Source organism: Acinetobacter sp. YH12151, from assembly GCF_013418355.1.
GTDB lineage: Bacteria > Pseudomonadota > Gammaproteobacteria > Pseudomonadales > Moraxellaceae > Acinetobacter > Acinetobacter pseudolwoffii.
Map to the genome: position 1 here is coordinate 1 of NZ_VPCG01000013.1, position 26,067 is coordinate 26,067.

Annotated in this window: 24 protein-coding genes; 19 read left to right on the plus strand and 5 right to left on the minus strand. The window is 42.0% G+C overall.

Going from position 1 to position 26,067, the window contains the following annotated elements; all coding sequences use genetic code 11:
- Positions 1–134 precede the first annotated feature (134 nt).
- The 17 genes from mazG (at position 135) to FTU82_RS06780 (ending at position 17,485) form a co-directional block, all read left to right on the plus strand.
- Positions 135–947, plus strand: a complete 813-nt coding sequence (gene mazG / locus FTU82_RS06700; RefSeq protein WP_074384035.1) for a nucleoside triphosphate pyrophosphohydrolase — start codon at positions 135–137, stop codon at positions 945–947.
- On the plus strand, positions 907–1,320 hold the full coding sequence (locus FTU82_RS06705) for a ComEA family DNA-binding protein (protein ID WP_005172659.1): 414 nt from the start codon (positions 907–909) through the stop codon (positions 1,318–1,320). Before mazG ends, FTU82_RS06705 begins: the two co-directional genes overlap by 41 nt.
- A gap of 136 nt (positions 1,321–1,456) precedes the next feature.
- Positions 1,457–2,929 carry a polynucleotide adenylyltransferase PcnB gene (gene pcnB, locus FTU82_RS06710; protein WP_180101154.1) on the plus strand — a complete coding sequence of 491 codons (1,473 nt, stop codon included), beginning with the start codon at positions 1,457–1,459 and terminating at the stop codon, positions 2,927–2,929.
- A complete protein-coding gene (gene folK, locus FTU82_RS06715; RefSeq protein ID WP_005172653.1) occupies positions 2,926–3,411 on the plus strand; it encodes a 2-amino-4-hydroxy-6-hydroxymethyldihydropteridine diphosphokinase in 486 nt (161 codons plus the stop codon). The genes pcnB and folK overlap by 4 nt, the downstream gene beginning before the upstream one ends.
- A gap of 53 nt (positions 3,412–3,464) precedes the next feature.
- Positions 3,465–4,274, plus strand: coding sequence for a 3-methyl-2-oxobutanoate hydroxymethyltransferase (gene panB / locus FTU82_RS06720; RefSeq protein ID WP_005095698.1), 810 nt, complete (start codon positions 3,465–3,467; stop codon positions 4,272–4,274).
- A gap of 1 nt (position 4,275) precedes the next feature.
- Positions 4,276–5,124, plus strand: coding sequence for a pantoate--beta-alanine ligase (gene panC, locus FTU82_RS06725; RefSeq protein ID WP_005095700.1), 849 nt, complete (start codon positions 4,276–4,278; stop codon positions 5,122–5,124).
- An 18-nt stretch (positions 5,125–5,142) separates the two neighbouring features.
- Positions 5,143–5,994 (plus strand): RNase adapter RapZ, encoded by an 852-nt coding sequence (rapZ, locus tag FTU82_RS06730; RefSeq protein WP_005172647.1) that lies wholly within the window; start codon positions 5,143–5,145, stop codon positions 5,992–5,994.
- A complete protein-coding gene (locus tag FTU82_RS06735; RefSeq protein ID WP_034608740.1) occupies positions 5,991–6,260 on the plus strand; it encodes an HPr family phosphocarrier protein in 270 nt (89 codons plus the stop codon). Before rapZ ends, FTU82_RS06735 begins: the two co-directional genes overlap by 4 nt.
- 2 nt (positions 6,261–6,262) lie before the next feature.
- Positions 6,263–6,796: a ribosome biogenesis factor YjgA gene (gene yjgA, locus FTU82_RS06740; RefSeq protein WP_159516241.1), complete on the plus strand. Its 534-nt coding sequence runs from the start codon at positions 6,263–6,265 to the stop codon at positions 6,794–6,796.
- A 985-nt stretch (positions 6,797–7,781) separates the two neighbouring features.
- The gene (locus tag FTU82_RS06745) at positions 7,782–9,050 is read left to right on the plus strand and encodes a sensor histidine kinase KdpD (protein ID WP_180101155.1); all 1,269 of its coding nucleotides are present in this window, start codon (positions 7,782–7,784) and stop codon (positions 9,048–9,050) included.
- Positions 9,051–9,134: 84 nt separating this feature from the next.
- A complete protein-coding gene (glnE, locus tag FTU82_RS06750; RefSeq protein WP_100355735.1) occupies positions 9,135–11,885 on the plus strand; it encodes a bifunctional [glutamate--ammonia ligase]-adenylyl-L-tyrosine phosphorylase/[glutamate--ammonia-ligase] adenylyltransferase in 2,751 nt (916 codons plus the stop codon).
- A 24-nt stretch (positions 11,886–11,909) separates the two neighbouring features.
- Positions 11,910–12,836 carry a branched-chain amino acid transaminase gene (locus FTU82_RS06755; RefSeq protein WP_180101156.1) on the plus strand — a complete coding sequence of 309 codons (927 nt, stop codon included), beginning with the start codon at positions 11,910–11,912 and terminating at the stop codon, positions 12,834–12,836.
- Positions 12,837–12,964: 128 nt separating this feature from the next.
- Positions 12,965–13,687, plus strand: coding sequence for a glycosyltransferase (locus FTU82_RS06760; RefSeq protein ID WP_180101157.1), 723 nt, complete (start codon positions 12,965–12,967; stop codon positions 13,685–13,687).
- Between the two features lie 15 nt (positions 13,688–13,702).
- A complete protein-coding gene (locus FTU82_RS06765) occupies positions 13,703–14,449 on the plus strand; it encodes a glycosyltransferase family 25 protein (protein ID WP_180101158.1) in 747 nt (248 codons plus the stop codon).
- A gap of 14 nt (positions 14,450–14,463) precedes the next feature.
- On the plus strand, positions 14,464–15,261 hold the full coding sequence (locus tag FTU82_RS06770; protein WP_180101159.1) for a glycosyltransferase family 25 protein: 798 nt from the start codon (positions 14,464–14,466) through the stop codon (positions 15,259–15,261).
- Between the two features lie 230 nt (positions 15,262–15,491).
- Positions 15,492–16,694, plus strand: coding sequence for a hypothetical protein (locus tag FTU82_RS06775; protein ID WP_180101160.1), 1,203 nt, complete (start codon positions 15,492–15,494; stop codon positions 16,692–16,694).
- A complete protein-coding gene (locus FTU82_RS06780) occupies positions 16,691–17,485 on the plus strand; it encodes a glycosyltransferase family 2 protein (RefSeq protein WP_180101161.1) in 795 nt (264 codons plus the stop codon). Before FTU82_RS06775 ends, FTU82_RS06780 begins: the two co-directional genes overlap by 4 nt.
- A gap of 236 nt (positions 17,486–17,721) precedes the next feature.
- Here FTU82_RS06780 and FTU82_RS06785 read toward each other — a convergent pair whose 3' ends face one another.
- The 4 genes from FTU82_RS06785 to FTU82_RS06800 all read right to left on the minus strand — a co-directional run bounded on the left by FTU82_RS06785 (position 17,722) and on the right by FTU82_RS06800 (position 21,633).
- Positions 17,722–18,567, minus strand: a complete 846-nt coding sequence (locus FTU82_RS06785) for a lysophospholipid acyltransferase family protein (RefSeq protein ID WP_180101162.1) — start codon at positions 18,565–18,567, stop codon at positions 17,722–17,724.
- 18 nt (positions 18,568–18,585) lie between these two features.
- Complete coding sequence (locus FTU82_RS06790; RefSeq protein ID WP_004733007.1) at positions 18,586–18,807, minus strand: hypothetical protein; 222 nt, start codon at positions 18,805–18,807, stop codon at positions 18,586–18,588.
- A 114-nt stretch (positions 18,808–18,921) separates the two neighbouring features.
- Complete coding sequence (gene aspS / locus FTU82_RS06795; RefSeq protein WP_180101163.1) at positions 18,922–20,706, minus strand: aspartate--tRNA ligase; 1,785 nt, start codon at positions 20,704–20,706, stop codon at positions 18,922–18,924.
- 162 nt (positions 20,707–20,868) lie between these two features.
- Positions 20,869–21,633: a DUF4184 family protein gene (locus FTU82_RS06800; RefSeq protein ID WP_180101164.1), complete on the minus strand. Its 765-nt coding sequence runs from the start codon at positions 21,631–21,633 to the stop codon at positions 20,869–20,871.
- Positions 21,634–21,770: 137 nt separating this feature from the next.
- Here FTU82_RS06800 and znuD point away from each other — a divergent pair, with 137 nt between their 5' ends.
- Both znuD and FTU82_RS06810 read left to right on the plus strand, forming a co-directional pair.
- Positions 21,771–23,909: a zinc piracy TonB-dependent receptor ZnuD gene (gene znuD, locus FTU82_RS06805; RefSeq protein ID WP_180101165.1), complete on the plus strand. Its 2,139-nt coding sequence runs from the start codon at positions 21,771–21,773 to the stop codon at positions 23,907–23,909.
- Between the two features lie 105 nt (positions 23,910–24,014).
- Positions 24,015–25,478, plus strand: coding sequence for a phospholipase D family protein (locus tag FTU82_RS06810; protein WP_180101166.1), 1,464 nt, complete (start codon positions 24,015–24,017; stop codon positions 25,476–25,478).
- An 83-nt stretch (positions 25,479–25,561) separates the two neighbouring features.
- Here the strand turns inward: FTU82_RS06810 and FTU82_RS06815 are convergent, their stop codons facing one another.
- Positions 25,562–26,014, minus strand: a complete 453-nt coding sequence (locus FTU82_RS06815; RefSeq protein ID WP_180101167.1) for a hypothetical protein — start codon at positions 26,012–26,014, stop codon at positions 25,562–25,564.
- Positions 26,015–26,067 lie beyond the last annotated feature (53 nt).

Below are 26,067 nucleotides of genomic sequence, written 5' to 3' on the forward strand. Positions count from 1 at the left end.
AAGAACGGACTGATCGCTATAAGTCGGAACTGACCGACTCAGGCTCTAGTTACACGTTTGGCAACAAGACATTAACAGAGTGCGAATTAGTCCTTGACTATGTTTGACTACATTTTAAGGAACAGGTTTTAAAAGTGGAACAATTGCTTAATATCATGCGTGAATTACGTGAAAAATGTCCATGGGATCAGCAGCAGACTCCCGAATCTCTGACCCAATATGCGATTGAAGAAGCTTATGAAGTAGAAGCTGCGGTACGTTCTGGAAATGTTGACGAGATTCGCGATGAACTGGGCGATCTGCTGTTACAGGTGGTGTTCCAGTCGCAAATGTACAGCGAGCAGGGCGCTTTTGATTTTCAGGATGTGGTGCAGGCCATTAGCGACAAGCTTATCCGCCGTCATCCGCATGTATTTCAGGCTGAACAGTTTGTAAAATTGAGCCCGGAAGATGTCTCTCAGCTCTGGCAAGAAATTAAACAGCAAGAAAAGCAGGGCAAGCCACGTTCCCGTTTAGATGAAATCAAGCATGCACCGGCCTTGGTACAGGCAGATGAAATCCAGAAAAATGTCGCAAAAATCGGCTTTGATTTTCCCGATGTCACTGGGGCATATGACAAAGTAGAAGAAGAGCTGGCCGAGTTAAAAGAAGCTTTGGCAAGCCAGAATTCCGATGAAATACAGGAAGAATTTGGTGACTGCTTATTTTCTCTGGTCAATGTTGGCCGTAAACTTGGAATCTCGAGTGAAATGGCATTATTAGGCACGATCCATAAGTTTCGTACTCGATTTGCCTTGATGGAACATCAGGCGGAAAAACAACAACTCAATATAGACCGCTTGTCACTGGCTGAATTGGATCAGCTCTGGGAACAGGCCAAATTAGAATTAAAACAAAGAGCGGCGCATGAACAAACAACAACATCGAACAAGTCCGGCGTGGATTAATCTTCTTCTGGGTTTATGGCTAGGCTATATTGCTATTGGAACTGCACATGCAACTGCGACCGATTATATGGAATGGAAGACCAGACAACAGCAACATGATGCGCGGCTCAAACAACAGAATGCATCGACTAAAGCAGATCACTATCTGGCAAAACCGGCACTTTCGGTACAAGCGACAGGTGATAGAATTAGTTTAAATAGTGCAAATATTGAACAATTGCAACAGTTGCATGGCGTGGGACAAAAGAAAGCCCAAGCCATTGTTGAGTATCGGCAGAAAAATGGGAAATTTAAAAGCATTGAAGATATTCAGCTGGTCAAAGGCATTGGGCCGGCATTATTTGCCAAAAACAAGGCCAGACTCGCGTTGTGAATAGACGGAATTGATGCTGAATACAGAATCAATCTGAGCTGCAGGATTGACATAATCAAATTGCCCTTTAGTCGTGTAAGCGATATGATTAGCGTCATCTTAGAATTTTACGTTCAGACGTAGGAGACAGCGTCTTTTGCAAACTTTGCGCGCGTCAAAATGTGGTTTATCAACCGCTCAATTACCTTCTTATATTCTCGATGTGATTGATGCCTTAAACAAGGCAGGCTATGAAGCTTATATCGTGGGTGGTGGTGTTCGAGATCTGATGTTAGGTTTGAATCCTAAAGATTTCGATGCAGTTACCAATGCAACCCCGGCTCAGGTCAAGGAAGTATTCGGACGACGTTGTCGAATTATCGGACGGCGTTTTGAACTGGCGCATGTCTATTCAGGGCGGGAACTGGTTGAAGTGGCCACTTTCCGGGCACCTCCAAAAAAAGCAGTCACCTCGGCCGCGGGGATGATTCTGCGTGATAATAACTGGGGCAGCATCGAGCAGGATTTTGCCCGTCGCGACTTCTCGATCAATGCAATGTATTACCAGCCGCGTAAAGCGATTGTGCTGGATTTCTGCAATGCTGTAGATGATATTCACAGCAAAACTTTACGTTTGCTCGGTGATCCGGCCTTAAGATTTGAAGAAGATCCGGTGCGGATGTTACGTACTTTACGTTTTGCTGCCAAGCTGAATTTCAGTATTGATGAAGCCATTCTGGATATTTTCACGCCGGAAATGACCCAGCTGCTGCGTGATGTCTCTCCGCATCGACTCTATGATGAATCACAAAAGTTATTCACCATGGGGCATCTGAATCGTGTGTTGCCCATGCTGATTGACTTCGGAATCTGGCATCAGCTGTTCGCCGATATCAAAGCTGAAATCACGCCGTTTATGGAGCGTGCTGCGAAAAATACCGATCAGCGTATTTCGATTGGCAAGACCATCAACCCGGCATTTTTCTACGCGGTACTATTATGGCAGCCATTCCTCGAGCGTTGTGAGTTTTATCTGAATAAAGGCGTGGTCGCAGCAGAAGCACGTGCCCAAGCGGGTCTGGATGTTTTGAAACGTCAGGCAACCCGGACCATTATTCCTCGCTTCGCCGAGACTTTCATTCGTGAAGTCTGGGAAATGCAGACCCGTTTACTGAATCCAAAACCGCAACAAATTGAGGCCTTGTCTAGTCATGCGCGTTTCCGTGCCGGATTTGACTTTTTGCTGTTGCGCGAAAAATCAGGCGATGCAGTGGCGCAAGGCATGGGCAGCTGGTGGGATGCTTATCAGCAAATGAGTGGTGACGAGAAAGAACGGGCGATTAGCCAGTACAACCGTCAACGTGCCAAGAGCCGTCGTAAGGCCACTCAAGAAGAACATCTGGAACAGAAACTGACGGCACAACAGGATCTTGCCGAGATTGAGCCTTTAGTCAATGAACCTGAACCACGTAACCGCCGGGTGCGTAAAGCCAAGTTTGAAGACAAGGCGAAAACCCTGTCACATGTGGCAGCCAGTGCCAGTGGTGAAATTGGCGCAGATCATCCGATTATGAAACGTAAGCGGGTGCAACGTGATTTAAGCCAGGTGGTGTTTGGGCCAACACAATGATCGTGACGTATATTGGCCTGGGTAGTAACTTGGGCGATTCACGCCAGATTTTGGCAGAAGCTGTACAGAAACTGGCGACATTGGGTCAGGTAAAAACCTCGCATCTGTATCAAAGTCCACCGATGGGGCCACAGGATCAGCCAAATTATCTGAATGCTGTGGTGCAGTTGAATACTAATCTGGCAGCTTTAAGCTTGCTGGATTATTTGCAAGCCTTCGAGCAGGAAGCCGGTCGGGTACGTTTGCGTCATTGGGGCGAGCGTACGCTGGATCTGGACTTGCTGATCTACGGAGATGAACAGATACAAAATCAACGCCTGACTGTACCGCATGTCGGTGTGTTAGAGCGTGATTTTGTACTCATTCCGTTGCTGGACATTGATGCTGAAATACAGGTTCATGCTACATCCTTAAAAGACCTGGACATCGTCAAGCAATCGACCTTAACGGTACTCGATGACACAAACTGGGCAAATATTTAATTTTTGAGTTATGGGTATGTTCGCGAGAACTTCAATCATAGAGGAACATCTTCATGGTCAGTCTGAGTGACTTAAGACGCTTCAAAGCAGATGGACGCAAATTTTCATGTCTGACTTGCTATGATGCCAGCATGGCCAAAGCCATGGAAATTGCAGAAGTAGACAGTATTCTGATTGGCGACTCTTTGGGAATGTCAATTCAGGGCCGCGATTCGACTTTACCAGTGACTGTTGCAGATATGGCCTATCATACCGCTGCGGTACGCCGTGGTAACCAGCATGCCTTTATCATGACTGACTTGCCGTTTATGAGTTATGCCACCTTAAATGATGCCTTGCAAAGTTCCAAAACCGTGATGCAGGCCGGCGCACAAATGGTGAAAATGGAAGGCGGTGCATGGCTGGCAGAAACCGTACAGGTGCTGACCCGTAACGGTATTCCAGTCTGTGTGCACTTGGGATTAACGCCGCAATCGGTACATGTCTTTGGCGGTTATAAGCTGCAAGCCCGTACCCGTGCAGCAGCGGATCAACTGATTGCAGACTGTAAAGCAGTGGTTGATGCAGGTGCTGCACTATTGCTACTTGAATGCGTACCGGCACAATTGGGTCAGGAAATCACAGAACTGTTTCCACAAATTCCGGTGATTGGCATTGGCGCAGGCGCAGCCACTGATGGTCAGGTCTTGGTAGTACAAGACATGCTGGGTTTAACCTTTGGCCATACTGCAAAATTTGTCCGTAATTTTATGCAGGAACAATCGGGTGCTACTGCCATTCTGGATGCTTTTAAAGCTTATCATGCTGCAGTTTTAGATGGATCTTTCCCGGCACCAGCACAAACTTTTCAGGTTGAATTGTAAGATGAAAACAGAAACCACCATTCAGGGACTCGCGGCCTCACTTAATCCGGCACGTGCCAACCGCAAGATTATTGGTTTTGTACCCACTATGGGCAATCTGCATCAGGGGCATTTAAATCTGGTACGTGAAGCGCGTAAGCTGTGTGATGTGGTGGTGGTCAGTATCTTTGTCAATCCGATCCAGTTTGGACCCAATGAAGATTTTGATAACTACCCGCGTACGCTGGAGCAGGACCAGCAGCTTTTGGCAGACGTCGGTTGTGATATCGTCTTCGCGCCAACGGTTGAGCAAATGTATGGCAAAAAACCGCGTCTGACCAATATCAGTATCTCTGACATTACTGATGACTTGTGTGGTTTGCAGCGCCCCGGCCATTTTGATGGTGTAGCGGTGGTGGTGACCAAATTGTTTAACATTGTTCAGCCAAACTATGCTTTCTTTGGGCAAAAAGATTATCAGCAGTTGGCAGTGATTCGCCAGTTTGTACAAGACCTGAATATTCCATTAGAAGTGATTGGCGTGCCAATTGCCCGTGCAGAAGATGGTTTAGCCTTAAGTTCTCGAAATGGTTACCTAAGCCAAGAGCATCGTGCAATCGCACCGGTCATTTATCAAAGCTTACAAAAGGCTGAACAGCAGCTCCATGCTGCGATTGAACTGGATACGGTATTGGCCGAGCTTCGCCAGACTTTAACAGATGTCGGGTTTGTCGTAGACTATGTTGAAGCACGAACGCCAGAATTAAAAAAAATTCATACGTTTAATCAAGATGTTGTGTTATTTGTAGCTGCAAAGATAGGTAATACACGTCTGATCGATAACCTGCAGGTCAAATACACTGCCGGATAGGATGAAAGGGTAGCATGTATGAAGCGCATTTTAATTGTCACGGGACAATCTGGTTCAGGTAAATCATCTGCATTGCAGGTGCTTGAGGATCTGGGTTATTACTGTATTGATAATCTGCCTTTGGCATTGCTTCCCGAAATCGTGGCGAAACTGCACAGTGAGAACAATCTGGAACAGTTGGCTTTGGGGGTCGATGTACGCAGTACCCGTGCCGATTTGCAAGAATTTGATCATGTGTTCGAGCAGCTACAACAGCATGGCTCGGTTGATATTATCTATCTGACCACGCAGGATCAGGAACTGATTGCGCGCTTTAGTGCCTCGCGTCGGCCGCATCCTCTAGCTTCGCGCTTTAAGAGTCTGAACGAGTGCATTCAGGAAGAAAAAATCCTGCTAATGCCCATCCAGCTGCGTTCTACCGTGCACATCGATACTACAGATAAAAGCGTGCATGACCTGAAACATACCTTATTGACCAAGTTGGGACAGACCGATAACCTGATCCTAATTTTGCAGTCTTTTGGTTATAAGCATGGCATTCCACTGGATGCCGATTATGTCTTTGATGTCCGGCATTTGCCGAATCCGCATTGGGAACTGGAATTACGCAAATTTTCAGGACTCGATCAACCGGTGCAGGAGTTTTTGCAAAAGAGCGATCAGGTCGAGGATATGTTTAATGATATTTATCATTTTCTGGACAAATGGTTGCCAACCTTTTCTGAAGGGCATCGTCATTATATGACTGTGTCAATTGGCTGTACCGGTGGCCAGCATCGTTCTGTTTACATTGTGGATAGACTAAAAAAAGCCCTTGAGGCAAAATGGTCTATTCAAGTCCTCCATCGAGAAATGAAGCACTGGTCATGATTGATACCACTGTTGACGTAATTAATAAACTGGGTTTACATGCACGCGCATCTGGTAAACTTATAGAAGTGACTACCAAATTTCGTTCCAGTATCCAGATTGGAAAAACGGACAAACTGGTAGATGCAAAAAATATCATGTCCTTGCTGATGCTCGGTGCGGGCAAAGGAACAACTTTACGCTTGGTGATTGAAGGAGCGGATGAGGACAAAGCCTTATCTGAAATTCAGGCACTATTTGCAGCAAAATTTTATGAGGCAGATTAATCGTGGCACGTCGACCGAACAGTTTAACTGAAGAAGATTTTGATTCTTTAGAGGGACGCGCAAGTAAAACCGAACAGAAAAAAGCAGTCCAGCGTATGGCGGCTTTGGGTGCACAGCTGGCTGAGTTGAGTGCTAAACAAATTAAAAACTTGCCTGTTGAAGAGCGTTTGATTGAAGCATTGCTCGATGTACAGGAATTTACCTCACATGAAGCACGTCGCCGTCAATTTTCACGTATTGGTAAATTACTGCGCAATGAAAATGAAACGGTGATTTTATCTTATTTAACACCAAAACAAGGTCTTAAAAAGACAGCCCAATTACAGCGTTGGGTCGATCGAATTGTCAAAGATGGTGACCCGGCCATTAATGAATTTACCAAAACCTATAATGCCACAGAACGTCATACCTTGCGTCAGCATTATCTTCGCGTACATCGTGATTTAAAGAATCAAGCACCTGAAGCAGAGGTCAATGCGTCTAAGTTAAAGTTATTTAACTATGTACAGCAAGTGGCGTTAATTTCAGACAAATAATTCTTCGTTAAAAAAAGCGGTCTTTTTAGGCTAATGCCAAGTCAGTTAAGGAATTGACTGGCATTTTCTTTTTCAAATTCATGATTATATCTGATAGATAGAAAAGTCATCCGCAACTGTTTGAGGCATGAGGTGTATTGCACCGCAAGATGCCTTCCTTGCGAAGCTTCGCTTCTCATTTGGGCGAAACCAAAGTAACAAATTATTTTTAAGTATTTGATTTATAAATTTAAGACTCCGTCGTGAACGACTAAAAAGTTAAAGAGTCTATTTCTAAACTCCTTAACTGATCAGCATTAGTCTTTTTAGGCCGCCTTTTTTGTCTTTACCTTAAGTGCACTGTTCCTTGTGTAAAAAATACCCTGAATTGGATTCATTCTTCCTCAGCATGAAATTTCCATTTTTAATGTAAGCTGGAGTGATAAAAAATCACAAAATTTTCGCAATTAATTTGTTAAAGACTGTAATTTCTTTACAATTCAAAGGCTATCTTTCAGACAGTTTTTTTGAGACTTTAAGTTGAGACTCAAGATAATTATTAAGTATTTTTTAAAAATAAAAAATGAATTCTGAACGTTATTAGAGAGTGAAGCCAATCTAATTTATTTTTTTAAACGAAATTTAAATTTATATAGTTGAAAAACCTTTAACTTTTATTTAAAAGGGGATAAAAATCGATGCTGAGTATTTTTTGGTCAAGAGTGTGTTAAAGTAAATACAAATAAACATGCTTCATTTTAGCTTAGATATTGAGTTTCAAATACTTAAGCAGACTTTTTTTGAAGATTAAATTTTCAAGTTATTCTTAATTAATTAAATATCAGTGCCTTGCGGTTATGAGTGTATTTGGATAGAAACAGATTAACAAATCCTTTAACCTATAGGTGAGTTTTCAGCGTTCAGTAAATATAGAATCTTTGTTATTGATTGTATAAATTTGGTCGGCAGTGTTTTCTATATTCCATACATATTCAGAGAGGCAGACATGGAACTAAAACTGCTAGAGGTCGGTCAGAATACGGAGCAATTAAGCTCGTGCCGTATATCTCTCATTTTAGGTGTCTATACCTCCAACAACCTATTAGACACCTTTTGTAAGATCGCCCGTAAAGTTTTAAACGTTAAAACCAGCATTATTAGCTTCCACATGGAACCGTATATCTGGTACAGCTGTCCGCGCGGTTTCCGGGCCTTGCATGCCCCGCAGGACGTGAATGTGCCTACGTATCTGCAACAGGCAGATGTCATCGATCAGACGCATCCTGCTTATACAGAATTGTCAAATTATGTGAAAGATTTCGGTGTAGCGCATCAGAGATTAGTCGCCTTTAATTTAAAATCAAGTAGCGGTGTGTCTTTTGGACAGGTCATTTTCTTTGATGATCAGACCGAACTGTTTGATCAGGACGATATTGCCACCATCAAACAATTTGCTGAAAGTTTAGTGATTCGAATCCAACTCAATGAAGAACATACTGAGCTGAAAGAGCTATACGAACAGCAATGTGTACAAAACTTTAGTACAACCAAATTTTTCCAGATCATCGCACATGATCTGCGTGCGCCATTTCATGGCCTGCTGGGCTTTTCCGAAGTTCTGGCGCAGGAACGTGATACCTTGGATGAGTCCAGTATTCAGAGTATCGCGGATTATTTATATGATAATGCACAATCGACTTATAACCTGCTGGAAAGCTTGCTGACCTGGGCCATGGCCGAGGGCGGACGCTTTGTATATCATCCGATTAATTATGAACTCAAGCAATCCAGTAAAATTGTCTGCAGTGTATTGCACAGTCTGGCGTTGAATAAAAAAATTGAATTAATCGACAATATTCCCGAAGACATTAAAGTCCATGCGGATATCAATATGATTACTTCAGTGTTGCAGAATCTGGTTTCCAATGCGCTGAAATTCACCCCGGTTAATCAAGGCGGTAAAGTCATTTTAGAGGCAGAAATGGACGGTGAGCAGGTTAAAATCACCATTCAGGATACCGGTCTGGGCATGACTGAAGAGCAGATACAGAATCTGTTCAAGCCGACGTTGATGGTGAGTGTCCGAGGTACCGCTGAAGAGAAAGGTGCTGGTTTAGGTTTGGTATTGTGCAAGCGCTTTATTGATCTGAATCATGGTCAAATCGCGGTGGATTCAAAAGAAGGTCGAGGTACGACCTTTACGGTGCGTTTGCCAATGGTCACCAATGATCATCAGGCACTGGTGCTTGAAGATCTGCATGCTGAGAAATCCTAAAAGATAATTTCAAACTAAAACACTCCCCCTGAGACAAAACTCCTGCTATAACTAAGCAGAACGTTTCGGGGGAAGAGTTGAGTGATGAATGCGACACAATTGCAAAAAACCTTAAGAGCAAGCCAATATGCTGAACAGGTATTGGCCAATCACCAGAGCCTCCTGGAACAGGATTATGCAATTGACCAGTTTCAGGCTGCACTCAGTCGGGAATATATTGATCAGCTGGTGCAGCACTGTATCCTGAATATTATAGACGAAGCCGCCTGGATGCGCGCCATGCGTATTCTGCGGGCCCGCCTGATGTTTCGCTGGATCTGGCAGGATGCCAATCAACTGACCGATGTGATTACCCTCACCCGAGAACTCTCCGATTTTGCCGATGCCTGTATTTGTGCAGCCAAAGATTTTGCCCGTATGCCGATTGCTGCCAAGTATGGCCAGCCGATTGCTTATAACGGTAAAGTTCAGGATCTTATTGTCATCGCTATGGGCAAACTCGGCGCGCAAGAACTTAATCTTTCCAGTGATATTGACCTGATTTTTGCCTTCGATGAACAGGGTGAAACCGATGGACGCAAATGTATCGATGTGCAGCAGTTTTGCATCCTGTGGGGACAAAAACTGATTCACCTGCTGGATCAGATTACGGCGGATGGTTTTGTGTTTCGGGTCGATATGCGTCTGCGTCCTTGGGGTGATGGTTCAGCCCTGGCCATTAGTCATGTGGCCTTAGAGAAATACTTAAGTCAGCATGGCCGGGAATGGGAGCGCTACGCTTGGATCAAGGCGCGTGTTGTCAATCCAAGTCCGGAAGGTGATGCTCTGCTTGACATGACCCGTCCTTTTGTCTTTCGTAAATACGTGGATTACAGTGCTTTTGAAGCCATGCGCGAAATGAAAACCATGATCGAGCGTGAAGTCCAGCGGCGTAATATTGAAGATGATATCAAGCTCGGTGCTGGCGGTATTCGCGAAGTTGAATTTATCGTGCAGGTCTTTCAGCTGATTTATGGTGGAGCCAAACTTGAATTGCAGGATCGCCAATGTCTGGTCAATCTGAACCATCTCGATGATGCTGAACTCTTGGATGAACAGGCAGTCCAAGATCTGGAAGATGCCTATCTGTTCCTGCGCCGGGTGGAACATGCGATTCAGGCCTTAAACGATCAACAAACCCAATCTTTACCGACTGAGCCTGATTTACGTCAGCGAATGGTGGAAACCTTAGGTTTTGCAGACTGGTCAGATTTTATGACTGTCCTGAACCAGAAGCGAGCCAAAGTCATTTATCAGTTTGAGCATCTGATTAAGGAAAATGAACCGGAAACCCAGGTCGAAAGTTTTGTCCAGCTGGAAAAGAAGCTCAACGATGTTCTGGATGATGCCGCCAAGAATCTGGTTCATGAATTCTGGCATGGTCATGCATTGAAAAAGTTGCCGGCCAAGGCGATTCAACGTTTAAAAACCTTTTGGCCTTATCTGATTGAAGCGATTCTGGAGTCTGCCAAGCCGCAAATGGCGTTGTTGCGTCTCATGCCCTTGGTTGAGTCGGTGATGCGCCGTACTGTCTATCTGGTCATGCTGATTGAAAGTAAAGGCGCACTGCAACGACTGGTCAAAATGGCCACGGTGAGTCCCTGGATTTGTGAAGAACTCTCGCAATATCCGGTATTGCTGGATGAGTTTCTGTCGATGGATTTTGAGTTGCCGAAACGACAGGATCTGGAAGATTCTTTACGCCAGCAATTACTCCGTATTGAGATTGATCAGGTTGAAGATCAGATGCGGGTATTGCGCCTGTTTAAAAAATCCAATGTCTTGGCCGTCGCAGCCAGTGATGTTCTGGCTGAAAGTCCTTTGATGAAAGTTTCTGATGCCTTAACCGATATTGCCGAAGTATCTGTCAATGCAGCTCTGCATTTGGCCTATCAGATGGTGGCCAAAAGGCATGGTTTTCCCCTCGATGCCGAAGGCAAGCGCTGTTCAATCGAGCATACTGCTTTTGCGGTCATTGGTTATGGCAAGGTTGGTGGCATTGAACTGGGTTATGGCTCGGACTTGGATTTAGTATTTATTCATTTTATGGGAGAACAGGCCGATACAGATGGACTCAAGCCGATTAGTGGTTTTGAGTTTGCCATGCGTGTAGCACAAAAATTCATGTCATTGATGACCACGCAAACCCTGGATGGGCGGGTCTATGAAGTCGATACCCGTTTACGTCCTTCAGGTGAAGCAGGACTCTTGGTCACCAGTCTGAAAGCCTTTGAACAATATCAGCTTAAGAGTGCCTGGTTATGGGAGCATCAAGCCTTGGTGCGCGCGCGTCCAATTGCGGGTGAGCTAAGCCTAAGACAAAAATTTGAAATCTTACGCCGTAATATTTTGATTCAGCCTCGTGATGAAAATTATGTGCGGGCAGAAGTGCTGAAAATGCGTCAGAAAATGAAGGATCATCTGGGCTCCTCCAAAGCGCAGAAAAAAGATGGAATTTTTCATTTAAAACAAGATACAGGTGGTATCGTAGACATCGAATTTATGGCACAGTATGCGGTGTTGGCCTGGAGTGGGACGAATAAAGATCTCGCCCATTTCTCCGACAATGTAAGAATTCTTGAGGATACCGCAAAATCAGGTTGCTTATCCAGCGACGATGCGACTGCTCTGATTCAAGCTTATCTCAGTGAACGCGCCGAGAGCCACCGCTTAGCCCTTGCAAATCAATCCATGCAAGTGTCTGCAAGCGACTGGCACGATACCCGAATGACCGTTTGCAAGTTATGGCAAAGACTAATTGATCCAAGTGCAAGCTTTGCGCTGGATAGTGAATAATTGTGAAAAATTGGAGTTTGTGGCATGAATTTGGCTGATCGTGATGGTTTTATTTGGCAAGATGGACAACTGGTTGACTGGCGTGAGGCGAAAACTCACGTATTAACCCATACTTTGCATTACAGCATGGGTGTGTTTGAAGGCGTCCGAGCTTATGAAACTCCGAATGGAACGGCTATTTTCCGTCTAAAAGAACATACCAAGCGTTTGTTGAATTCTGCAAAAATTTATCAAATGAAAGTTCCATTTGATCATGCAACATTAGAACAAGCGCAAATTGATGTGGTGCGTGAAAATAAACTGGCATCTTGCTATTTACGTCCAATCCTTTTTATTGGTTCTGAAAAACTGGGTATTGCTGCAACTGATAACACGATTCATGCTGTGGTTGCGGCATGGAGCTGGGGTGCTTACTTGGGTGAAGAAGCCATGGCGAAGGGTATTCGCGTGAAAACTTCATCATTTACCCACCATCATCCAAACGTGACCATGTGTAAAGCCAAAGCATCTGGGAACTACACGCTGTCGATTCTGGCGCATCAGGAAGTCGCGCATTCGGGTTATGATGAAGCCATGTTGCTCGATCCACAAGGCTATGTATGCCAGGGGTCAGGCGAAAACGTATTCCTGGTGACTGACGGTGTAATTCATACCCCTGATATTGCCGGTGGTGCGCTGGATGGTATTACCCGTCAAACCATTATTACCATTGCCAAAGACTTGGGTTATGACGTGGTTGAACGCCGTATTACCCGTGATGAATTCTATATTGCCGATGAAGCGTTCTTTACCGGTACTGCTGCGGAAGTGACACCAATCCGTGAATATGATGACCGTCAAATTGGTGAAGGTGTCCGTGGCCTAATCACGACGCAAATCCAAAAAGCTTATTTTGATGCAGTTCAGGGTAAAGATCCTAAATATGCACATTGGCTAACTTACGTGAAATAAGTAATAATTTACTGATTGAAAAAACCTCTCATTTGAGAGGTTTTTTTTAAGGGATATACTTATTCTTCCGAACTTATGTCATCATATTCGGTATCCAGAAGATTTTAAGATGAGCTTAGGCATACGCAATGAGTAACATCGTTATTTGTATGAAATGGGGAACCAAATACGGTTCTGAATATGTCAATCGTTTATACAACATGGTTAAACGACATACGACAGTCGATTTCAAAATGGTCTGTCTGACGGATCGTACGGAAGGAATTAATCCTGAAGTACAATGTTTCCCAATTCCACCTTTGGCATTGCCTGAAGGTGCGCCTGAACGTGGCTGGAATAAGCTGTCCACTTTTGAACCTGATCTGTATGGTTTAGAGGGCAATGCGCTATTTCTCGATCTTGACGTGGTGATTGTCGATAATATCGATGAGTTCTTTAGCTATCCGGGTGAGTTCCTGATTATCCATGACTGGAAACGTCCTTGGCGAATTACCGGTAATAGTTCGGTATATCGTTTTAAACTGGGTGCTTTCCCGGGGCTTTTGCCTTATTTCCGTGAAAACTTTGATGAAATCCGTAAAAAATTCCGTAATGAGCAAGCCTATTTGTCTTGGTATGTAGACCGTAAAGGTAAACAGACATACTGGCCAGAAAGCTGGTGCAAGAGCTATAAATATCATTGCCTGCAAAAAATCCCGATGGCTTACTTTAAGCCACCTGTGAAGCCTGAAGGTGCCAAAATCATTGTTTTTCATGGCGAGATTAATCCGCCAGATGCAGTGAATGGTGGGGGTGGAAAGTGGTACCGTTATGTGCTGCCATCGCAGTGGATTAAGGATGCTTGGCAGTAAGCTGGAATTTAAAATATGAAATTAGGTGTCTATTTAATTAATTTAGATTCAAGTACAGATCGTTTAGCCCAAGCTTCTGCTGAGTTAAAAAAACATAATATTAAATTTGAAAGAATTTCAGCTGTAGATGGTCGTAAGTTAGATGTTCAAACTTATGAGTCTTATAATAGCCAACAAGCCAATACGCTTATGGGGCGTGATTTATTAGGTGCTGAAATAGGATGTTACTTAAGTCACAAGCGATGTGTAGCCGAATTTTTAGCATCAGATTTTGACTTTATTATTGTTGTTGAAGATGACCTTGAGGTGATTTCTGATTTGGTCGCTACAGTTGAAAAAACTGTACAGTGGTTAGAGGAAAACCAAAAAGGTTGGTACTTAATCAATATTGGTAGTACTAAACGTAAATTGAGTAAAAAGTTGCGTCAGATTGATCAGCATCATCTTTTAAAAGCATATTATTTCCCTGTACTCACCTTAGGTCTAGTTTGGTCGCGTGAAGGTGCAGAAGCTTTTCAAAATGATCTAGCTCAGATTAATGCACCCATTGATGTCGCTCTTCAAAGTTGGTTAACACATTCAAGTCGAGGATTCTCTATTTATCCGCCATTGGTTCAACCGAATGGTGCTGAAAGCGATATTGATGCTGTAAAAGTTAATCCAACAGCCGCACGTCAGCGTGTGGGTAAACGTTGGCCACGTCAAAAAAGAATGTGGGGCAATAAGTTGAAAGCTCTAAAAAATAAAATCTGCTCGGCTTAAAGATTGAGTAAATAATGAAAGTTTTATTAATTAATTTAGATCAGTCTAAAGATCGTTTGGCGCAACAACAAGCTCAATTTAAAGACCTTGAATTGGAGTTTGAACGTTTATCAGCTGTATCAATTCATGATTTTTCAGAAGATGACTACAAACGTATGGCATTTGGTGGTCAGCGTCCAATGAAGCAATCAGAACTCGCATGTTTCTTAAGTCATAAAAAAGCATGGGATTATATTGTTGAACACAATGAACCCTGTGTTGTTTTAGAAGATGATGCGATTTTAGTTAAAGATTTTAAAAATATATTAAATGATTTAAAACAATTCACTGATATTGACTATGTAAATTTGGAAGTGCATGGTCGAAAAAAAACTATTTCAAAGAAATTGGCATATTCTTTAGCAGATAACCATTACAATCTTTTTGAAATTTACATTGATCGAAGTGGTACGGGCGGATATGTGCTATATCCAACTGGAGCTAGAATATTATTAGATTTTATGAGTAAAAGAGCTATTGGTTTATCTGATGAATTTATTCATAGTTGTTATGAGTTAAAAGCATATCAAATTGAGCCTGCTGCATTATTACAAAGTGATAAGTGCCCTGAATATTCCGTTCCATGTAAATATATACATGAATCTGTAATTGCACAGGTAAAGAATAAATTAAATTTTGATTTAACTGCGAGTGAAAAATCGGAGTTTAAAATGAGAAGAATAAAGACCCAAATTAATTTAGGTCTTCGTCAATTGAAATATTTAGGTATTAGTGTAAAAAGAGAGATTGTGGTAGATTCGTCACGGTTTTAATTAACCAAGCTTCCCCATTTTTATTTTTTAAATAAAGTTCTCCTAGAATTTTTTTAAGTATTGTTTTCGTTGGTTATAGGGTTATTAGGGAAAATAGTATTTTATATCTTATTGTATGTGGTTATTAAGAATGTTGACTCTCCAGGTTTTGGGATTTTCAAAATTAATATTATTAATAACTCTGTTAAATATATTTTTAAAGTAAATTTAAGTGGCTAAGGTTTTTTGTTATGTCTGTTAATTTTGTGAAAATCATTGAAGTAGCTCCTTGTATATTGCCCACCAACAGCATATTGAAAAGACAATCTCCAAGAAGTGATAGTTGTAAATCAAGTGATTATAATGAAAAATTTGATTTTTATACTTTAGCTTTTGATGTTTTTATGTCGGATGATAAGCTTGTTTTTTCAGGTCCTCCTTCATATGGATTAGAAAATTTATACAATAAAAAAAATTTCATTTTAGATGGGAGATGTACACAATCTGACCTACATATTACTATGCTTGATCGTACACAAAGAAATTGGTTTTATAGTGATAGTAAAATTAAATTATTTCAATGGGGGGGGACTGGGCTAGAGTTTGATATTGTAGTTAATGAAAATTTTCATCATGTTTTTAAAAATAAAAAAGTTCTGTTTACATTATCTAAGAATAATAAATTAGAATGGATTTCTGATTGGATAAAATTTTATAAAAAAATTCATTTAATTGATGCAGTGTTATTTTATGACAATAACTCTGATTATTATAGTGTGGAAGAATTAAAAGAGTACTTGATTAAAGAGAAACTGGAAGTAGATATTATTATCGTTCCTTGGAATTTTAAATATGGCCCACAAGGTGGTACATCAGCAGAGGTTAAAAATGCACCATGGGATTCTGATTTTTGTCAATATGGCATGATGGAACATGCTAAGGAACGTTTTTTAAAATATGCTTCAGGTGTAATTAACGTAGATGTAGATGAGCTAATTCTCAATGAGAATAAAAAATCCGTTTTTGAGGAATTAGAAAAAGTACCAGGAGTACAAATTTCGGGAAGATGGATAGAATCTATCCCTTTATATAAAACAGATTTAAGAAGATTTAATAATTTTTTTTACTATGACAAGAGTCAATGGGAAAGTGACTATAAATGGTGTATAAATCCTCAAAAAATTGAAAATGATGTACAGTGGAAAGTGCACACTGTGAAATCAAAAAAACTTCAATTAAGTAAAAATTTTTATTATGCACATTATAAAGGTATTAATTATAACTGGAAATTAAATCGGGCTGATTTTATTGAATTTGATCCCAAAAAACATAGGCTGGATGAATGTTTGTATGATGTTATCAAAAGGGTCTTTGAAGTAAAAGATCTTCCACAGTTAAATCTGGATTTGAGTTTCTGGGAAAAATTAATCAAATTAAATAAGGTAATGAAATGAAGTTTGATAAAGAAAGTGATGTAACTATTGTTTTAACAAGTTGTAAGCGCTTTAAATTACTAAAAAAAACTTTAGAATCAATCGATAGATTTAATACTTATCCAGTTAGAGAGGTAATTATAACTGAAGATTCTGGTGATGAAAGAGTCTGGGAGGCAATACCTCAACACTGGAAAGATTTTACTAGGGTGATTATTAATGAACCTAAATTAGGACAAATAAAGTCTATTGATTTAGCTTATAGTTTTGTAAATACACCTTATATTTTCCATTGTGAAGATGATTGGAATTTTTATCGTATTAATTTTATCGAAGAGTCTAAAAGAGTGTTGGAAAATAACTCTAAAATCTTACAAGTTTGGTTAAGAAACTTTCAGAATGATGTACATAAACGTTACCCATTTCATTATTTAGGAGATAAATATTCCCTTGATGATTTTTCTTACTTTATATTGGGAAGCAATGATGATACATGGAAAGGTTTTAGTTTTAATCCTGGGCTTAGAAGAAAGAAAGACTATATGATAATACAACCTTATTATCGGAATATTGATTCTTCGATTACAGAGGCAAATATTTCAAAACAGTATCATCAAATGGGAATGTCTGCTGCTATCTTAGAAAACAGTGCAGTTGAACATATGGGTTGGGGGCACCATATTAAAACATCTGAAGATTTTAAATTATTAAAAATTAAGAATAAAATAAAAATAAGGTATAGCTTATATGGTTTTTTATTGGGAATTATATCATTTGGAATATTCGAATATTTTTTGAATTGGATTAACTGATAATTCAAATCAATCTCATATTAAATTTGAAATAAGAATATTATATAGATCTGCTTTTTAAATTTTAATAATTTTTCATAAAGGTTTAAAAAGCAGATTGTTAAACTAGGTAAGTTGTATATAAATGTTAGACCTTTTTGGTTGGTCAAAATTTAAATAGCCGCAAGCTATCTTTTATAAGGTTTTAGCTGATTCAAAAATTAGGTAAAAGCATACTTTCGCAAGAGGTCTATTTTTTATTTTTTTACCTTCCTAAACCTTTTATACCCCCACAAATACTGTTCTGGAGCAACATTAATCATGCGCTCCATTTCTTTATTTAAAGTATCGACGGAAAGCTGTAAATCCTTCGATAAAATATCATTTGATAATTCAGTCACGTAAATATCATAACCCGATAAATCTTCACGTCTTAAACAACTGAGTCCAACCACAGAGCATTGTGTTTTAGCCGCAAGTTTGGAAAGAAGCGTAGAAGATAGCGCATTTTGACCATAAAAATAAGAATAGATTCCACCAGATTCTTTAGGGACATGATCTGGTAAAATCGCAGAAAAACCACCCTGTTTGAGATGCTTAAATAAAGCGCGTACACCAGAATCATCGGTCGGAACCAGTGTCGCATTCAGACGTTGCCGAGCTTCCAGCATAAAGCGATCGACATCTTCATTTTTGCTGGGCTTATACATAATCACAGGGGAGGTATGTTGATTGACCCAGACATTCAACAGCTCCCAAGTACCAAAATGAGGCACTACCGCCAAGCAGCCATGCGGGTTTTTTAAAGCCTGAATAAATAAATCTGCACCATGTACATCTCGAATCAAAGACAGCGCATAATCTGGTGATGAACCCCAAATCTTGACCGATTCCGCATAGGTCATACACTGACTTTTCAGGCTGCGTTTACTTAAATCAGCGCGTTCAGATTCCGAAAGTTCAGGATAGGCAGAGGCCAGATTAATCTCAGTTACTCGGCGTGCAGAAGAATGGCTGAGATACAAAAGAGATCCAGCCAGTTGCGCAAGATTTTGAATAAATCTTAATGGAAATTTGGAGAAATTTTTGAGTAAGGTGTACATGCTATCCAGAGCGTCAGATTATAGGTCTTTATCTGGATTGCCCTTCAGCACCATATAAATCAAACCGACGAAAATCAGTAAGGCACCTAAAATACTGCTCAGGCAGAAATATACAATACGTTCATTGGTATCGAGGTTGAACAGGTTGTTGGCAAGGATATAACGCATGAACAGCCATTGAACCACTGAAAATACAATAAGCATAATGCTGCGATTACGAACTGCAGGACGCATAGCCATTGCGAATTACCTTAGATTAAAAACTATCGCTATTATGCCACTGTTCCAGAGTCGACTCAATCACACAAAAAAAGCCCCGCGCAAGGCAGGGCTTTTCACTTAAATCTTCAAGAATTATTCTTGAGATTCAGCTTTTGGTTTTTCACGTAAGCGAATACCAAGGTCACGCAATTGGTTTGATTCAACTGGTGCCGGTGCTTGCGTCAATGGACATTCCGCAGTTTTGGTTTTCGGGAATGCGATCACGTCACGGATTGAAGATGCACCAGTCATCAACATTACCAGACGGTCAAGGCCGAATGCCAAACCACCATGTGGAGGCGCGCCATAACGTAAAGCATTGAGCAAGAAGCTGAATTTCTCTTCCGCTTCTTCTTCATCAATGCCTAAAGCTTCAAAAATCGCTTTTTGCATTTCAAGGTTATGAATACGCAGCGAACCACCACCAACTTCAGTACCGTTCAATACCATATCGTAAGCAACAGAAAGTGCAGCACCCGGGTTGTTCTTCACCTCTTCAACGCTTGATTTCGGTAGCGTGAATGGGTGATGCACAGAGGTCCATTTGCCATCGTCAGTTTCTTCGAACATCGGGAAGTCAACGACCCAAAGCGGTGCCCACTCACATGTTGCCAATTTCATGTCATGGCCGACCTTAATACGTAAAGCACCCATCGCATCGTTTACGATTTTGGCTTTGTCCGCACCGAAGAATACGATGTCGCCATTTTCAGCACCCACACGTTGCAACAGATCCAGCACGATTGGCTCGATGAATTTTACGATTGGAGACTGAAGACCTTCGATACCTTTTTCAAGTTCGTTGACTTTGATATAAGCCAAACCTTTTGCACCGTAGATGCCGACAAATTTGGTGTATTCATCAATCTGGCTACGTGGCAATGAACCTGCACCCGGTACGCGAAGCGCAACGATACGGCCTTTCGGGTCTTTAGCAGGACCTGCGAATACTTTGAACTCAACGTCTTGCATCATGTCTGCAACGTCAACCAGTTTCAAAGGAATACGCATATCCGGTTTGTCAGATGCATAGTCACGCATTGCATCGGCATAAGTCATACGTGGGAATTTGTCGAATTCAACATTTAAAAGTTCTTTGAACATTTTAACCGTCAAGGTTTCCATCAAATCCATAATGTCATCGTCACTCATGAACGATGTTTCAACGTCAATCTGGGTAAATTCTGGCTGACGATCTGCACGCAGGTCTTCGTCACGGAAACATTTTGCGATTTGGTAGTAACGATCGATACCGCCGACCATCAACAACTGTTTGAATAGCTGTGGAGATTGTGGCAGTGCATAGAAGCTACCGTTTGATACACGGCTTGGTACCAAATAGTCACGCGCGCCTTCTGGGGTTGCACGGGTCAAAATAGGCGTTTCAACGTCTAGGAAACCATTGTCTTCGAAGTAGTTACGAATCAGGTTGGTCAATTTAGAACGGAAACGTAGGCGATCTAACATTTCTGGACGACGGATGTCCAAGAAACGGTATTTCAAACGAATTTCTTCAGAAATATTGGTGTTTTCGTCATTCAAAGGGAATGGAGGAGTGTCTGACTGAGCAAGAACTTCAATTTCTTTACCCAAGACTTCGATCTGACCGCTCACCATATTGGCATTTTCTGTGCCTTCATAACGGCGACGTACACGGCCTGTAATTTTTAATACGAATTCTGAACGTACTTTGTCCGCAGTTGCGAATGCTTCAGGGGTATCCGGGTCAATAACCACTTGAACAAGACCGTCACGGTCACGCATATCAAGGAAAATCACACCACCGTGGTCACGGCGACGGTGAACCCAACCGCATAATGTTACAGTCTGGTCAATTTGAGTTTCGGTTAAAGAACCGCAGTAATGAGTTCGCATCATAGCGTTAGAAATCCAACTATATGGGTTAAGGTCAGCGAATACGTAAACAGCGTACCGCTTTGAGTAAAGGTAGGATTATGCCTCTTTGGGCATGTTGTCACAAGAACTTGGGTCAAAAACAATATCATTTTAAAGTGAATGAGATAAAAGCCAGCACTTTGCTTAGCCCATCCGGCGATCGCGATCTAAAAATAAAAACAGCAAACAGCCCAGACTAAAGGTGATCAGAAAACCCTGACTGAATTGATTGATGGAACGGCCGGTAAAATAGTACAGATCGGATTGCCAGACTTCTGTAGAGATATAACGTGCATAATCCCAGACTGAAAATAGGCCAGTGAATATCGAAAACAGCAATAATCCGCAGGCATAAGCTTTGATTTTCAGGTTCACTGCCAGATATTGCTGATGTTTTTTATAGTAATGCACGCTCATCCACAGCATAAACGGTAAGGCCAGAAAGGAAGTGCCGATTTGTAAAATTCGATGCAGCGGATAACTGTGTCCAAAAAGCTGAAATGGTCGTGCTAGAAAATCATGAAAAGCAAAAGTACGAAAGTCTACATGAGTCAAACCATCCCAGATTAAATGCGTGGCAGTACCGATGATCACCGCCAGACAAACTACCAGAAAAAACTTGAATGCTGAAATGAGAGTGTGAATATTTAGATCATGCTGAATTCCGACAAAGCGGTAAATGGCTGGCCGATATAGAGCATACCAGATTGCACAAAAGCCCAACCCGATCCACAGGTCTGGATGAATCAGCGAGGACCATAAATGCGTAACATTCGAATTGCTGGAACTAAACAGACGATGTAAATCGGGCACCATACAGCCAATCGCCAATGCAGCAATCGGAAGCCGGTTTTCGCTTAAACGTGAAAGAGGTGGCGCAAGTACAGCATGAGACAGGGTAAAGGGCATAAAAGTTTTTTTAAAGATGAAAATAACCAGAAAACACATTTTAATAAAATATGCGAAGGATTATCGTAAAGGATTGCAAAAACAATGAAATGTTATATTATAACATTTATCCAAAATGGTGAATTTGAGCTTCAGTCATGTCCTTCCCTAAGAATCTAATAACACTTTCAATTTTTGCTGTAGCTGCCCCTACAGTTTTTGCAGAACAGACCTCATCTTCCATTCCCGTGCAGACCATGGACACCATTCAGGTGCAAGCTCATCCACTGGTGCAGACTGCAGCGGACTTTGCGGTAGCGGATCATGTTGTAGATCAGAAAGCCTTGTCTGAACGTGCAACCACCATTGGAGATGCATTGGCAGATGAACTGGGCGTATATTCTAACCAGTTTGGTACGGGGGCCAGCCGTCCGGTGATTCGTGGGCAAGATGGGCCACGTGTCAAAGTCTTGCAGCATGCTTCAGAGACAGCCGATGTTTCGACGTTATCTCCAGATCACGCCGTCACCGTCGATCCGATTTTGGCAAAACAGGTCGAAGTGATTCGTGGGCCATCGACGTTACTCTATGCAGCAGGAACAGTGGGTGGTCTGGTCAATGTCACCGATCAGAAAATTCCAACGCAAATGCCTGAAGATGGTCTGGAAGGTACAGTCGGTCTGCGCTATAACACCGGTAGTGATGAGAAACTGGCGAGTGCAGGAATTACGGCTGGAATTGGTGAAAACTTTGCTTTGCGTGTAGAAGGCTCAAAACGTAAGGCCAATGATTATATTGCACCAGATTATGTCGTTGAAGAGTCTCATGGAGATCACTCACATTTTCATAAACAGCGCCGTGTAGACAATACCTTTGCCGAAGGGCAAACGGTGAATATTGGCGGTTCATGGATCCATGACCGTGGTTTTGTTGGTTTGTCTTATAGCAACCGTCAGGATCAGTATGGTCTGCCAGGACACAGCCATGAATATCATGGCTGTGAAATTCATGGCGATCATTTTCACTGTCCAAAACCGGGCGAAGATGAGCATGATCATGAAGAAACAGCGGGGCCGTGGGTAGATTTAAACTCTGAGCGTTATGATGTTCGTACCGAACTTGAACAGCCTTTTGCCGGTTTTGATAAATTGCGTGCGCATGCCAGCTTTACCGATTATGAACATGATGAGCTGGAAGAAAATGCAGTCATCAGTAACTTTAAAAGCAAGGGCTATGATGCACGTCTAGAACTGGTGCATGTTCCTGTTGCAGGTTGGGAAGGGGTGATTGGCACCCAGCTTTCACAGCAGAAAATTAATTTATCGGCTCCAGAATCGCATAGTCATGCAGAACATGATCATGAAGGACATGAGCACGATCATAGTGAGCATGCGGATCATAATCATGATGTGTTGATGGCAGATACCAAAACCCAAAAATACAGCCTTTTTGCTTTAGAACATAAGCAGTTCGGCGATGTTCATGTTGAACTTGGAGCACGTGTCGATCATCAAAAAGTAAAAGTGGATTCGGAGCAAAAAGATTATTCCGGTACGGGTGTTTCTGCCTCTGCCGCTGCGAATTGGGAGTTTGCACCGAATTACAAACTGTCTGTAGTGGGATCACATCAACAGCGTTTGCCTCTAGCGCAAGAGCTGTATGCTGATGGTCTGCATTTTGCGACCAATACCTATGAAGTGGGGAATCCTGATCTTGATAAAGAAAGGTCAAATAATCTTGAATTAGGTCTGCACTATGCAGGGGATAAACTGGATTACCATGTGCATGTCTATCACAACTGGTTTGATGATTATATTTATGGCGAAACGGTAGCGCAGAAAGGTAATTTGCGCGGCGTGCAATATACCCAAGACCAGGCCAGATTCTATGGCACTGAGGCTCAAGCCGGTTGTCAGATCAATGATATGTACAAGCTGAGTGTCTTTGGCGATTATGTGCGTGGCAAAATTGAAGCTGAGAATGCACCACGTATTCCTGCCGGTCGCTTAGGCAGCAAAGTGGAAGCAGATTTTGCCGATGGTTGGTCAGGTTTGGCTGAATATTATCATGTCTTCAATCAGGACAAGATTGCCAGCTATGAAGAGGAAACCCAAGGCTACAACATGGTCAATCTGGGCTTAAGCTATACCAATACCCTTGCAGATAACAATGCTTATCGGGTGTATTTCAAGGCCAATAACCTGCTCGATGATCAGGTCTATTCCCATACCTCGTTCCTGTCGAATATTCCGCAAGTCGGTCGTAACTTTAGCGTCGGTGTGCAGTATGATTTCTAAAGCAGTGATGAAATAACTGACCAAATCAAAGAGATGTCACTGAAATTGACTTGAAAAATCATCTGATAAAACCTAGCCTGAGCATATTGGGTTAGGTTTTTTCTTATGCGTATCTTTCAACGAATTCACAATAAACTGAACTGGTCAAATCGCCGTTATGCGGCTTTGATCATTAGTATGCTGGCCTTGGGTTATCTGGCTTCGGCGATCTACCACACGTATAAGCCTTTGCCGGAAGGTCTGAATTATACGGGCAAGCTGCGCCATGCCGAAGTCAAATTTCTGGCCGATCAGACTTATCTGGATGCAGAAGGAAAACAGCATTTAGATCATCGCATTTTTAATGAAATGCTGAAAATGATTGAAGAGGCCAAATCGCTGATTGTGCTGGATATGTTTTTATTTAATCAGCAAACCGGTGCATCTACGCAGCAGCATCAGGCATTGAGTCAACAGTTGAGCGATGCCTTAATCAGTAAACGTCTGCTGCAACCGCAAGTTGAAATCAAGTTCATTACCGATCCGATCAATTCGGTTTATGGCGGAATTCAGTCCGAGCAGTATCGTAAGTTACGTCAGCATGGTATCGATGTGATTGAAACCAATCTGATCCCTTTGCGGGCGTCCAATCCGAGCTGGTCGGGGTTCTGGTATTTATGTTGCCAGGGCATTGGTAATAATCCGGAAAAAGGCTGGTTACCGAATCCATTTGGCCCAGAAAAAATTACTCTGCGCAGTTATTTTGATTTATTTAACTTTAAAGCCAATCATCGTAAAACCTTGGTGGTAGACACCGATCAGGGCTGGAAAGCGCTGGTCACCTCCATGAATCCGCATGATGGGAGTTCGCGGCATTCCAATATCGGTTTATTGGTCTGGGGAACCACAGCCGTGGATATTCTGAGAACAGAACAATCGGTTGGTATCATGTCACAGGCCAATATGCCGGCCATTATCGCGGGCGATTTTCAGGCAGAAAATACCCAGCCACAAGTTCAGGTACTGACGGAAAAAGCCATTTATGATGCGACTTTAAATCTGATTCAGACGGCGAAAGAAAATGAACAGATTGATCTGGCCATGTTTTATCTGTCCGAGCGCAAGATTATTAAAAGTCTGATCGTGGCGCATGAACGCGGGGTTAAGGTTCGGGTTTTACTCGATCCCAATAAAGATGCTTTTGGCCGTGAGAAAAACGGGATTCCAAACCGACAGGTGGCTTCGGAACTGCACAAGGCAGGCATTGATGTACGCTGGTGCAATACCCAGGGTGAGCAATGTCATAGCAAAATATTGATGAAGCGTAATGCTCAGCAGGCTGAAATGATTTTAGGCTCGGCCAATTTCACCGCACGCAATCTGAAAAACTATAATCTGGAAACCAATATGCGCGTGCTGGGTCAGCATCAGGCAGAAGTGTTTAAAGATGCCCAACAATATTTTGATGGTGCATGGTCAAATCTGAATGGCCGTGTGATGAGTGTGGACTATAGACAATATGAAGACAATTCATGGTCTAAATATTGGCTGTATCGCTTTATGGAATGGAGCGGCTGGTCGACGTTTTAGCATCTCTAATAATCTCCCTAAATCCCTCTTTTGAAAAGAGGGACTTTACCTCCCTTTTTTAAAGGGAGGGTAGGAGGGATTTTTTAAGGCCCCGGATTCGGTGGAACCAGTTCATCCAGTTCTTTATCGGACAATGCTTCAAGTTCAGCAAGATCCGTTTTAATTTTCCATTGCTCTTCATGGTCGACCGGATTGGGTAAACGTGCTTCTAGCCAGTCACATACGACATTTGGCGGGAAATCGGCATGATTACATTGAATCACCCAAGACAAGAAATCTTTGGCGACACCATTCATATACGGTGGTGGCGATACTGGCAGGAACTGAGTCGGAAGACGTTCATTTTTAGAAATATAATTCAGGACATGACCTAGTTCCTGTACGGTCTGCCAAGCCAACGGATGATCTACATTGATCTGAAATTTAAACCACCATGCCTGTTTGCCATCTGAACCATAGCTATCAATCCGTTCTTTTTGAACACTCGGCACTTTAGAAAAATATTCATGTAAACGATCGAAATTTAAATCAGACACGGTATTCAACTCGAAACATTAAAAAAGTGATTTTAGCATAAAGCAGTCGCCTG